The following is a 10,971-nucleotide window of genomic DNA, read 5'->3' as shown; positions in this document are numbered from 1 at the left end:
GCCGCCAGCGTTCGTCCTGAGCCAAGATCAAACTCTCCAAAAAAGTTTGGAATACGACTGACACCGATCAGCCGTTCATTGGCTTCGCTTATTTTGTGGATTTCAAGGGGTAAGTCATCCAGCTGATATACACATCAGCATTCCGACTTCCTGCCTCTGACATCCAACTGTCATACTGGCTGTTTTGTTCAGTTTTCAAGGAGCAACTTATCATTAGTGTTTTAATATCAATCAACTTTTTAAGTTTAACAAACAGTCACTTTCAAGTCAATAACTTTTAATAACTTTTTATGAAATAGTTTAATTGAGTTGGTTCGTTGAAAAGCGACTTAATAAATATATCATTTGTTGCAAATGAAGTCAATAGTTTCAAAGAGATTCTATAAGACGAAAATATTGCTTCTTGCTGTTCATTACCTTTTGAAAGGTGCTCTTTTGAAGGAGCACGATATATATTACATGTTACAGATGGATGAGTCAATACGTTTATAACATACAAATATTTCACTCTTTTTGTTCTTTATTGATACGTTTATCACGCATGAAAAAGCCGTTCATCTCCACTCTCAATACAGGCAGTAGCCACATGTGTGAAAATGGCTTATTACCATCCAACCATGTGATGTTGCTCAACGAACCATCAATAGAACAAAACGTGCGTTGATTAACGTATCTTGTTACGCGTTGCTATTTTTCACACCTTTAGCTACTTAAACTATGCCCCAAATTCTGACCAGTGAAACATAGTGCAACAAACAATGGGAATAATTATAGGCAGTGAACAAATGTTATAAATGGGAGGTGATACATGATGGATGAAAGAAAAAAGAAGCAACAGGACTATGATGGTGTTGCTCCGGGTATTGACCCTGATGATGCTTTCGGCCAAAACGCTTCTGAAAATGACATTAAACGAGGAGAATCTACAAAGGTAACCAGACTTATATATGATGAATACGACCCTGACCAATCATAAACACTGCTCTCTACTGCTCTCTGCGCGATTTATGCTCGTGTACGGATTTGCTCATGCTGGCCAAAAACAAACAAGCAAATGACAGAAAGCGACATCGTTCAGTCAAATTTTTTACGCTGAAGTGAATCCGGATGGCACGCTGTATATTGATAAAAAAAGAGATGGCATACATTGAGCGCTATTAAAAACGTCGTAACAGCAAAAGACGTGCCCATCGCGTCGTTGGGCACGTCTTTATGACGGCAAACGCGTCTATTCCCGCTTAAAACTCTCTTTTGCTAATGGGGGATAACGGCTTTATCCCTTTTTTGTTACCTGGAATAATGCGCGAATCAGCTGCGAGATGAGAGGCATAACCCATCACACAAGCAACAAACATACCCTCCACCTGTACATCTGCTGCAAACAAATAACTGATATAACTGAAAAAAAGCAGACCGAGCAACGTATGGGTGTATGATCGATGAGAAAAAAGCGATGCCAAAAACACAAATCCGCCTGCGAGCAAAAGCCACAACACATTCATAATCGCTCCCAAAACGAGAATGCTTATGCCTGTTACGGTCAGCATCTTTTTTTGTGACAATTTCCTGGAGAGGGCAAACAACAAAACGCCGGTACCGACCCCGGTTACACGTTCTGCACCTGTTCCGGAATGAATGGAATAATAGACAAGCCATAAAGCCACAAAGCCGATGATTAATTTAAAAGGTTCAGCAGGAATCGTCATTCGCCGGGATAAACGACCACTTGTGTCCAGATCCGGACAAAGCCCGGCAATCATTCCCGCACTGATAAGCGCAAAACTGTCCACAGCGGATGCGCCATAATAAACCGCTGCGCCAAAGCCAGCCGCTCCGCCTAACACGGCATGGGATGTTCCCTTCATGATGGTTCCTCCTCTCTTTGGGAGTATACCGCAAGGAGCGTTCATGAAACGTGAGCCTTTAGCACCAAATCAGCACGAGGCAGATTCGTATGCCGGCGTTTTGCCAACGATCGTTAGAAATATACCTTTATAATGCTGTTCCACACGGCTGACCCTAATGCCTGACTGTTTGACAGCCAAAAGGGTATCACGGTTAAGGTGGCAGCCATCACAGACATGTCAAACGTGGAAACCAGTTTTTCATCAAATGACCCCATTTTTAGCGCTTGAATTCCGATTAGTACCTGCTGCTCAACTTATATATCAAAAATGAAAACCCATACCTCGTAAGAAGCATGGGTTTGTAAACGAGCAGTCCGCTGACAGGTTTTTTGTTTTATAATACGTCACTATTATTTTGCTGCGCTTCCTGCACTTGCTGCCTTGTGTCATGCAATTGTTCATACGCCTGCTGAAATTGCGCATTTTCGGTTGCATCTGTCCCCGATTCGTCCTGAACCGACTCCAGTTGCTGCTGTGCTTCCATTAGTTCCTGCTCCGCCTGTTCAAGAAGCTTCATATCAGAGCCTTGTCCGATACGGGCGGACTCTTGTGCATCATGTAATTTTTTGCTTGCCTGCTGCAGCTGCTCATGTAAACGCTGATCAGCCATATACGTCCCTCCATTCTGTTCATGATTGAAGAAAGTCCGTATATAGTGTTCCCCTGATGTTTAAGTTTATCCGGGCCAGCTTCTGCCTATCTTCCGCTTATTTTAATCAGTGGGTTTTGCGTGTTTATCGGCGATTTCGCTCAATTATCATCGGTTTTCACGTTTTTATCGGCGGTTTACACTCGTTTATCAGCGGTTTCCACGATTTTATCAGCGATATCAATCATTCCGGCACAGTGCAGCACCATTAAGCAACTTTTAGCTCATGCGCCCAAACTACTTGTTCCGGATCCCATACATCTTCCCCATGTATGCTTGTAATGCCGCTTTTATATTCCTCCAAGTCTGAATATCCTTCCTGACGCGCATCATCATCAGTAATTTCACGAAGCTTCTGAGGAAAAACATGTTCCACAATGACCGTACGTCCATTTAACGTCATGCTGTCACCCGGGTCAGCGTATCGGTCATTGCGCCGTACCGACGTTTTTTTGCCGCCAATAATTTTGTCCACATCGTTCTGGATTGTGACAAGTCGATTAATATCATATTTGTCAGGCCAGTTTTGCTTTGCTAATTCCATGTTATCATCTCCCTTTTATAATTTTCCTGTTTCAGCGTAAAATTAAACACAGATCAGACGATTCCCACCATTGGTTTTTTCTTAAAAACAAATGTAGAATGAATTCAAGTCAAAAACGACGGGAGGGATGGTATGAGCATAGCAGAACAACGCCTTTTATCACAGTCGGTAACGAAAAGTTTTTTCCAATATCTCCTCCCTACCCTTGTCGGTATGATGCTGATGTCGGTCAATATTGTCATTGATGGAATCTTTGTCGGGAACGGCGTTGGGTCCGTGGCGCTTGCCAGTGTCAACATTGCTGTGCCTGTCTGGTCCATTATCATATCCATCTCGCTCTTAATCGGGGTTGGCGGAGGGACGCTGTATTCCATAGAAACCGGAGCCCGCGATGCAAGCAAAGCAAAACAGATTTTCACACTTTCCATGATCCTTGTGACTATCGTGATTACGTGTATCGGTATCACGGGTTATCTGACCGCAAAACCGCTCGCTTTCCTGTTCGGTGCGAATGAGGAAACACTCGCTTATACTATGGATTACATGCAAATACTTTTCTTATCGGCTCCCATCCTTGCCTGGGAAAATTCACTCAGTATTTTTGTCCGCAATGATGGCGGTCCGAATATTGCCATGGCTGGTCTTGTCGTATCAGCATTGCTTAATATCGTTCTGAATTACTGGATGATTTTTATATTGGGCATGGAAGTAACTGGCGCCGCACTTGCATCCGTGATAGCAACAGGAGCGGGGCTGCTTATTTATACGATCCATTTCTTCAAACCCGGATCGGGATTAACATTTATACGACCGCAGTGGACAAAAACAGATATCCTTTCGATTGGAAAATTGGGATTCCCTAACTTTCTTGCCGAAGCAGGAACCGGTGTTTTCGTCATGGGCTACAACGTGGCATTATCCTACTATGCGGGGACTACCGGACTCGCTGCATTTTCTGTTATAAATTATTTGCATACATTTATGTTTCTGGCGTTTATCGGCATCGGCACATCCATTCAGCCGATGATCAGTTTTTATTTTGGCGCCAAAAAATACGGATCCATTAAACATACCGTCACGATGGCGGAGATAACCGGATTGGCGCTGGGTGTTGCCTTTCTTGGTATTGGTTATTTCGGGGCTGATTATCTCGTATCCATTTTCGGAGTGGAGACCGAGGGCGTTCGTAACCTTGCCATGAAAGGCATCAAACTATTTTTTACTGGTTACTTGTTTATGGGCATCAATTTTGTCTACATGACCTATTACCAATCGATCGCCTATATCGGGCCATCCATTGGGATCACGCTGTTCCGGGGCTTTATTCTGCTCATTGCCGCCCTTTTGATAATGCCGGTCCTGTTCGGCACGACGGGAATATGGCTGGCACTTCCGGTCGCAGAAGGTCTGGTTGCTATTTTTCTCATCGTGTTTGCGCGAAAAGGTGTCCAGAACCGGCCCCTGCGGTCACAAGGATATTGACATCAGCGCTCTGCTTCTCCTTTTCAAATTTTGTATAGAAAGGCATCTTATGGGAAATATAAAGGTGACCAGATAAGAAGGAGGCGATTATCATGCGGAGACTGATTCTTTATTTCGGGGTCATCCTGATGCTTGGAGCCGTTTTGACAGGATTTACGGACAATACGGGACAACATGCATCCACTGACGAAAGTACCGATATACAAGAGGGCACCGATGGCGTCATTGCTAAAGTAAAGGAATTAAAGGACCTAACTGAAAAAGATGCCAGCAATACGGAAGACATCAATGAGCTTGGAGAAGCGTTGAAGAAAAACTGGGATACGATCGAAAAGAAGGTAGAGACGTCTTATCCTGACGATTACCAAAATATTGAGGAGAGCCTTTACCCATTAATCGCTTTGGCTAAAAAAGACAAGGCGAATAAAGCCCATATACGTGAGTTATCACTTGAAACATTGGATAAGTTAGAAGCGTTCAAAGAAAAACTGTAGGTGTGGCTCAACGAGGAGATACCGGGCCATCTCCTCGTTTTTTGCTTTGAGCTGGTCTGCTCGGCCTTGCTACCATCCAGCTCTTTAATACTTCTGGTAAGCTTTCAGCGACCAACGCCAGCACAGGGTCCAGACACCAATGGTCAGCACAACCGTGGCTCCCCACATCAAGAACGGGGTCCGCGCCATCCAATCCATCGTCTGCTTGGCTAAATGGTCGACAACATCCAACTGATTCGCAACCAATAGCACCAATACTAAAGCAAAACTAGTGCTGCCCCAATGAAAAAAGATTCCCAATTGAACAGCCAACATACTGAAAGCCAGCAAGAAACCAATCATACATAGCCCTGTCCAGACTTGCAGTGATGCTGCATCCGCCACACTGATTTCATAAAGACGCCACACCATACTAAGCCAGCCGAGCATCAATCCGTTTATAAGGAAAGCAGCCGTGTACTTCGCCGTGACCACTTCTTTTATAGCGATTGGTAATGTATGCACAAATGTGTAAAATCCTGCTCGTTTCTCTTTATCCACCTTATAAACAAGGATCATCCAACTGATGGCATACGGTATAAAGAGAATAGCGAATACACTCAATGAAAATTGTTCGAAACTGAGCGCAGACTGACGAATCTGCTGAGTCACCCACTTAAGCTGACTGCAAATAATCATCGCTATATCCAAAATCAACGTCAATCCTATGTACCATAATAGCATACGCCGCTGACGGTACCATTCTTCTTTAACAAAACGGAATATCACTCTTGCCCTCATGTCAATCCCCTTTTCCCCTTGTGCCAATAACTTTGATGTCATCTTCCTTATATCCTGTTTCTGGTGGGAATCCGTGCTTGTTCACGTTTCGTATCACGAATCCCCAGCAACATAGATACACCAGCAGTGACACTAGTATATAGATAACAAAAACGAAACGATCCGGTTCTTTCCCCAAGCTTTTCATGAATAATCCACTTAAAACAAACAGAACCGCCCAACCAATAAGAGAGATCCAGTACATAACGGTTAGTTTATCAGCACCTTTTGTAAAATAAGTCAGGAGCACGACAGCCTCAATAAACATAATCATCGATGAAAAAAATCCCGTTGCAAGCCAGAAGTCACTTGCCGTAACGTCGCTTAATAATGTATTGACACCTGCAATGATAAACATCCAACCAATAATACATACGCTTAACAACAGGACACTCGTAAATTTGGCATGTATAATGGACGTTTTTTTCACCGGTAATGTCTGCAGGAATGTTAACTGCCGATAGGTGCTTTCCCGGAACAAGTACAGCGAGACCGCTTGCGAGCTGTGAATCAAACCAATAACTAAAACCGACGTATTCATCATTTCTCCACTCATAAGGCCAACGACGCCAGGACCGAGCACCCAAATGATAACCGGAACTCCGATTCCTAAAAAGCCGTAGATGGACATAAATGCTTTACGTTTATTTTGGTAGTCCGAAGCGAGGTGCATGCCATCGATTTCTCGTTTCATTAACGCTCCCATCAGCGAGACCTCCTTTCCACCTGCCACACCATTAATAAACCTCATCCGTGACAAAATCATCCCTGTTCTCTTCCGGAATTCCCCTTGCATTCACTTTCCGTACAGCAATCCGCCAGCTTATACCACATATGATAAAGGCTGCTATCAATGCTGTTCCCCAAAGTTCACCTTTCGACAGCCCCGTTTCTTTCAAAGTTAACCCCAGCGGAATAAAGATAGCCGCCCAAGCCAAGGCAGACAAATAGAACACCGCTTGAACACCGCGATACCCCTTTGAAAAATAACACAGCAAGGCCATTGCCTGAATAAATAAAGACGCTGATGTGAACCCCCAAACGTGTGTCCACAATTCAAACGTCCAACTGCCATTCAAAAGCAAATTTACAGAAGTAACAGCGGAAAGCCAGACAAATGCCATAGCCCACATTAATAACATATGAAGAAATTTGGCATGGACCAGTTGGCTTTTAGGTACCGGCAACGTTTGTAAAAAGCTCATTTGCCGGTTGCTGCTGTCATTCTTTAACTTTTCATTAATGGTCGACGAAACCACTATAATTGCCATAACGGAAACAAACCGATTCATCCCCATTATGCTAAACCAATCTAGTACCCGTGGACCGAGAAGCCACGTCAGAACGATCAGCACCGTACCGTACATAGCATAATAAATGATTCTTTCCTTCAGATCGGATGCCAATTCCCCTTCCAGTTCCCGTTGCATCAAAACGTTCATCTACTACGCCTCCTTCCGTCCTGTCAACAACACGAACAGTTCTTCCAGTGTCAGGCGTTCAGCGTGCCAATTCCCTGTAGCAAATTTCCGGAATTGCTGAAAACGGTCGGTATAGCCAATATAACCACCCGCAGTTGCTTGACAGTGAAACAATAATGGCGAGTCCGTCGCTTGTTGACCACTTTTTCCTGGAATGACAATACGCCGATATCGGTCCAGGAGTGATTCCTTGTCTTCGCTGAAAACGATATGCCCATCGTCAAGCACTGTCACCCAATCCGCAATTTTTTCCACATCGGACGTAATATGGGAAGAAAAAAGCACACTGCGATTTTCATCTTGAACAAAATCCAATAACATTTCCAGGACCTCTGTTCGCACGACAGGATCCAGTCCGGATGTCGGCTCATCCAGAAGCAGCAATTTCGGTTCATGAGCCGTCGCGAGGATGAGTGATGCTTTTACTTTCATCCCTTTTGATAACGCGCTTATTTTTTTATCCTTAGCAATCGCAAAGCGCTCCAGGTTTTGTTCGACCGCCTCCTCATTCCAATTTGGATAAAACTGGCGGGCAAAACGCAATGTCTGTTCCATCGTCCAAGCGTTGTTCAAGAGCGGGGTATCCCCGACATAGCCAACTTGTTCCTTCACGGCAACCTCCTCTTCCGGCATCGGCATACCAAGAATATGAATGGCTCCTTCGTCCGGCTTGATCAGATCCATGATCGCTTTCATGGTCGTGCTTTTCCCCGCACCATTCCTGCCGAGAAAACCCATGATGGTACCGGCGGGAAGACTCACGTTCACATCCTTTAACTGAAAATCCGGATACGTCTTGGTTAGATGGCGCACGTCCAACAAAAGCTGTTCATTATTATGAGTCATTGTCGTCTCCCTCCTGTTTGCCTTCATCCACTTCCTTCCACATCCGTTTGATTAATTCGTGGAATTCGTCTTCTCTTAAATGCAGTTTTTTCGCTTGCAATACCGACTCCAACAACGGTCCCCGCACCTGTTTCATTTTCCACTGTGCCAGCCTTTCGTCACTTAGTTTGGCTACATAACTGCCTTTTCCTTTCCGTGTATAAATAAACCCTGTCTGTTCCAGTTCCTGATAGGCACGCCGAATGGTGATCCCGCTTATCATCAACTGTTTTGACAATTCACGAATCGACGGAAGCATCTCCCCCGGATCCATATGCCCCATGGCAATAAGCCGTTGAATCTCCTCAATCACCTGTTCATACATTGGCGTCGAACTCGTTTGCGAAATATGTATCAGCACATTCGAACACCCCCTCACTCAACCAAGTATACTGTGTATACGTTATATACACAGTATACATAGAAAAATACATGAACGCAAGACTAAACAACAGGGGTAATGGCATTCAGTCTGACGTTCCAATGATTGTGCAATCATTCATTGATATATGTTTGCAAATCAGCTTTCCGTGTTATAATATAAGTAGAAAGACATAAAATAAGAAAGACCGAAGATAAGGGTATATCTTCGGTCAGCAATAAGTCGCTTCCCCTTCAAGAGGGGTCAGCGCAATGAAGGATATAGACCTCCACCAGGCTGTTAAACTCTAGGGAGGTCTATTTTCTTTGGTCTATGATTGTAACAACTAATGTTGCAAACGCAATCATTAGAATTAATGTTTCAAAGATAGACAAGGCAACACCTCCTTTCGTTATAGCGTATCGCGTGACACTACAACGACGGAAATGCGCCGACCCCCCCTTGAGAAATGCGACGATTGCATGTACCAATTATAACCTATCGTATAACCTATCGCTACCTTGCTTTGACGTTATTTTCATCATTGTGAAGCTATACGATGAAATAGAATAATAAACGTTTTCAACCAGCTAAACATGTTGATATACTGAATTCAGTACACTGTGTCAGATGGAGAGAGAAATAATGAATAGGAGAGGGAGGAGTGACAATGGATGTCAAATACCCCATTGGGCCATTACACGTTCCTGAAAAAGTAACATCGGAAACGATTCAGGAATGGTTAAAGAACATCGAAACGTACACAACCCGATTAAGAGAAACGGTTGACGCATTAAGCGATGAGGAATTAAACAGAACATATCGTGATGGCAGCTGGACCGTTCGCGAGCTTGTTCACCACATTGCGGATTCCCAGTTGAATATGTATCAACGTTTGAAGCTGGCTTTAACAGATGAGAATCCGACAGTGCCAGCTTTTGATCAAGACAAATGGGCTACTCAACCGGATACTAAGCTCCCTGTTGAAAGTTCCATTAAAATGCTGGAAGGTATCAATGAGCGCGTCGTATCTTTGGGTTATCGTTTAAATCAGGAGCAATTAGATCGGACGTTTACGCACCCGCAAAACGGTCAAATAACCGTTGCTACAAAAATTGCCAAATTATCGTGGCATGAAGAACACCACTTAGCCCATATAAACATCGCATTATCAAAATAATATCATTTGTATAAAACTGGCTTATCAACGTTCGATAGGCCAGTTTTTTAAAATAAGGAATAATAATTCGTTCAACGAAAACAAAGAAGACAATAGACCTGTATCAATAGCTTTGCCAAATCAGAAGCTCTACGCTTCCGATCTGGCAAATCGCATCGTAATATTTTAATAGCATTTATTAATATCAGGCTTCTCTCGGCCAATTTTTGTATTGTTTTTCGGCCTCTTCCATCACGGCATTCGTAATAAATTCCAGCTGTTGACCGGTGATTTTTTCCTTCAAAAGCACTTGCTTGACGGCTAGTTTCATTTTAGCGTAGATATTTTTACGGTGATCACTCGTCCAATCCTCGCCCAAATTCTTTTTAAGCTGTTTAACGATTTTATGAATAAGATCTGCTAAAAATTGATTATCAAATGCATCCAATTCCAAGGCTGTGATAGCTTTATAGAATTCCGCCTCTTCATCACTCAATCCGAGTTCTTCCCGAAACGCTGCTTCCTCATCTGTTTCTTCTTTCATATTGACCATCATGCGCACCACATCAGCGGCTTGTATAATGCGGTTATGGTAATCCTCAAGTGTTTTCTCCAGCATTTCGCGCATATCGCGTTCCTTTTTACTGCCTGATTTAAAATTAACAGTGATATGATCCTCCAGCAATTTTTGCAACAGTTTCAGACGAAGGTCCTCATGTTCTTTGCCTTCAGTATCTTTCAGGAAATTTTCATCTAAAATGCTGATATCTGGCTTTTCGATCCCAGCTACAGCATAAATATCGACAGGGTCCTGGGTCTCCAGATGATCATCCACAAGATCATTCAATCGTTCTTCAATGGTCTTATTCCCCTCAGGTTGAACGGGTTTAGAGGTTATATGTTTTTTCACTTGAACACGAACCATTTGATATAAGGTGACCTCATCCCCATACGGGATAATCTCATCCAGATGTTTTACGAGCTTATAAGCCTTTTCCAGCTTGACACACGTCTCAACGAAAGATTCCGGTTCCTGGTTAAGTTGAGCACTCAACTTTCGCACCGCAGAATGAGCCTGTAACCCTTGATATGCCTTGATCTAAACCAAACTGACTATGCTGCTTGTGCGTTAAATTCCTCATTGCCAAGAAATGTTTTCTTTAAAAATTGCGGGAGGTTATCAAATAGCT

General features: G+C 43.4%; 14 protein-coding genes and 1 rRNA gene (1 of these 15 only partly in view). 4 read left to right on the top strand and 11 right to left on the bottom strand.

From position 1 onward, the window contains the following. Positions 1-43 (bottom strand): 16S ribosomal RNA (locus ABDZ72_RS00885) (its annotated part extends 293 nt beyond the left edge of the window); the annotation flags it as partial. A gap of 765 nt (positions 44-808) precedes the next feature. Between ABDZ72_RS00885 and ABDZ72_RS00880 the strand changes: the two genes are divergently transcribed. Continuing rightward, a complete protein-coding gene (locus ABDZ72_RS00880; protein ID WP_343750551.1) occupies positions 809-976 on the top strand; it encodes a hypothetical protein in 168 nt (55 codons plus the stop codon). Positions 977-1,238: 262 nt separating this feature from the next. Here ABDZ72_RS00880 and ABDZ72_RS00875 read toward each other — a convergent pair whose 3' ends face one another. From ABDZ72_RS00875 to ABDZ72_RS00865, 3 genes are all read right to left on the bottom strand, one after another. Then, positions 1,239-1,865 (bottom strand): metal-dependent hydrolase, encoded by a 627-nt coding sequence (locus ABDZ72_RS00875; RefSeq protein WP_343750550.1) that lies wholly within the window; start codon positions 1,863-1,865, stop codon positions 1,239-1,241. Between the two features lie 376 nt (positions 1,866-2,241). Beyond that, complete coding sequence (locus ABDZ72_RS00870) at positions 2,242-2,517, bottom strand: hypothetical protein (RefSeq protein WP_343750549.1); 276 nt, start codon at positions 2,515-2,517, stop codon at positions 2,242-2,244. 247 nt (positions 2,518-2,764) lie between these two features. Beyond that, complete coding sequence (locus tag ABDZ72_RS00865) at positions 2,765-3,100, bottom strand: ASCH domain-containing protein (RefSeq protein WP_343750548.1); 336 nt, start codon at positions 3,098-3,100, stop codon at positions 2,765-2,767. Between the two features lie 132 nt (positions 3,101-3,232). Here ABDZ72_RS00865 and ABDZ72_RS00860 point away from each other — a divergent pair, with 132 nt between their 5' ends. Both ABDZ72_RS00860 and ABDZ72_RS00855 read left to right on the top strand, forming a co-directional pair. Further along, the gene (locus ABDZ72_RS00860) at positions 3,233-4,582 is read left to right on the top strand and encodes an MATE family efflux transporter (protein ID WP_343750547.1); all 1,350 of its coding nucleotides are present in this window, start codon (positions 3,233-3,235) and stop codon (positions 4,580-4,582) included. Positions 4,583-4,674: 92 nt separating this feature from the next. Beyond that, entirely contained in the window at positions 4,675-5,076 is a 402-nt protein-coding gene (locus ABDZ72_RS00855) for a hypothetical protein (protein WP_343750546.1), read from the top strand. Between the two features lie 84 nt (positions 5,077-5,160). Here the strand turns inward: ABDZ72_RS00855 and ABDZ72_RS00850 are convergent, their stop codons facing one another. The 6 genes from ABDZ72_RS00850 to ABDZ72_RS14350 all read right to left on the bottom strand — a co-directional run bounded on the left by ABDZ72_RS00850 (position 5,161) and on the right by ABDZ72_RS14350 (position 9,017). Then, positions 5,161-5,898, bottom strand: coding sequence for an ABC-2 transporter permease (locus tag ABDZ72_RS00850; RefSeq protein WP_343750544.1), 738 nt, complete (start codon positions 5,896-5,898; stop codon positions 5,161-5,163). Beyond that, entirely contained in the window at positions 5,858-6,601 is a 744-nt protein-coding gene (locus ABDZ72_RS00845) for an ABC-2 transporter permease (RefSeq protein WP_343750543.1), read from the bottom strand. Before ABDZ72_RS00845 ends, ABDZ72_RS00850 begins: the two co-directional genes overlap by 41 nt. A 31-nt stretch (positions 6,602-6,632) precedes the next feature. After that, positions 6,633-7,337 carry an ABC-2 transporter permease gene (locus tag ABDZ72_RS00840; RefSeq protein WP_343750542.1) on the bottom strand — a complete coding sequence of 235 codons (705 nt, stop codon included), beginning with the start codon at positions 7,335-7,337 and terminating at the stop codon, positions 6,633-6,635. Between the two features lie 3 nt (positions 7,338-7,340). After that, positions 7,341-8,222, bottom strand: a complete 882-nt coding sequence (locus tag ABDZ72_RS00835) for an ABC transporter ATP-binding protein (RefSeq protein ID WP_343750541.1) — start codon at positions 8,220-8,222, stop codon at positions 7,341-7,343. Next, a complete protein-coding gene (locus ABDZ72_RS00830) occupies positions 8,212-8,622 on the bottom strand; it encodes a GntR family transcriptional regulator (protein WP_343750540.1) in 411 nt (136 codons plus the stop codon). The genes ABDZ72_RS00835 and ABDZ72_RS00830 overlap by 11 nt, the downstream gene beginning before the upstream one ends. A gap of 317 nt (positions 8,623-8,939) precedes the next feature. Continuing rightward, positions 8,940-9,017 carry a putative holin-like toxin gene (locus ABDZ72_RS14350; protein ID WP_382390728.1) on the bottom strand — a complete coding sequence of 26 codons (78 nt, stop codon included), beginning with the start codon at positions 9,015-9,017 and terminating at the stop codon, positions 8,940-8,942. A gap of 275 nt (positions 9,018-9,292) precedes the next feature. Between ABDZ72_RS14350 and ABDZ72_RS00825 the strand changes: the two genes are divergently transcribed. Continuing rightward, positions 9,293-9,802: a YfiT family bacillithiol transferase gene (locus ABDZ72_RS00825; protein ID WP_343750539.1), complete on the top strand. Its 510-nt coding sequence runs from the start codon at positions 9,293-9,295 to the stop codon at positions 9,800-9,802. A gap of 184 nt (positions 9,803-9,986) precedes the next feature. Here the strand turns inward: ABDZ72_RS00825 and ABDZ72_RS00820 are convergent, their stop codons facing one another. Continuing rightward, positions 9,987-10,844, bottom strand: coding sequence for a type I restriction enzyme endonuclease domain-containing protein (locus ABDZ72_RS00820; protein ID WP_486191088.1), 858 nt, complete (start codon positions 10,842-10,844; stop codon positions 9,987-9,989). Positions 10,845-10,971 lie beyond the last annotated feature (127 nt).

The sequence above is a fragment of the Lentibacillus halophilus genome, assembly GCF_039522485.1.
Lineage (GTDB): Bacteria > Bacillota > Bacilli > Bacillales > Amphibacillaceae > Lentibacillus > Lentibacillus halophilus.
Note: the sequence above shows the minus strand (reverse complement) of the source record. Positions and strands in the feature narration are given on the sequence as shown.

Bases quoted from the DNA above. Each gene is read 5' to 3' on its own strand.
- ABDZ72_RS00840 (WP_343750542.1), bottom strand. From the start codon at position 7,337: ATGAACGTTTTGATGCAACGGGAACTGGAAGGGGAATTGGCATCCGAT.
- ABDZ72_RS00870 (WP_343750549.1), bottom strand. From the start codon at position 2,517: ATGGCTGATCAGCGTTTACATGAGCAGCTGCAGCAGGCAAGCAAAAAA.
- ABDZ72_RS00860 (WP_343750547.1), top strand. From the start codon at position 3,233: ATGAGCATAGCAGAACAACGCCTTTTATCACAGTCGGTAACGAAAAGT.
- ABDZ72_RS00855 (WP_343750546.1), top strand. From the start codon at position 4,675: ATGCGGAGACTGATTCTTTATTTCGGGGTCATCCTGATGCTTGGAGCC.
- ABDZ72_RS00875 (WP_343750550.1), bottom strand. From the start codon at position 1,865: ATGAAGGGAACATCCCATGCCGTGTTAGGCGGAGCGGCTGGCTTTGGC.
- ABDZ72_RS00865 (WP_343750548.1), bottom strand. From the start codon at position 3,100: ATGGAATTAGCAAAGCAAAACTGGCCTGACAAATATGATATTAATCGA.
- ABDZ72_RS00845 (WP_343750543.1), bottom strand. From the start codon at position 6,601: ATGGGAGCGTTAATGAAACGAGAAATCGATGGCATGCACCTCGCTTCG.
- ABDZ72_RS00835 (WP_343750541.1), bottom strand. From the start codon at position 8,222: ATGACTCATAATAATGAACAGCTTTTGTTGGACGTGCGCCATCTAACC.
- ABDZ72_RS00850 (WP_343750544.1), bottom strand. From the start codon at position 5,898: ATGACATCAAAGTTATTGGCACAAGGGGAAAAGGGGATTGACATGAGG.
- ABDZ72_RS00825 (WP_343750539.1), top strand. From the start codon at position 9,293: ATGGATGTCAAATACCCCATTGGGCCATTACACGTTCCTGAAAAAGTA.
- ABDZ72_RS00880 (WP_343750551.1), top strand. From the start codon at position 809: ATGATGGATGAAAGAAAAAAGAAGCAACAGGACTATGATGGTGTTGCT.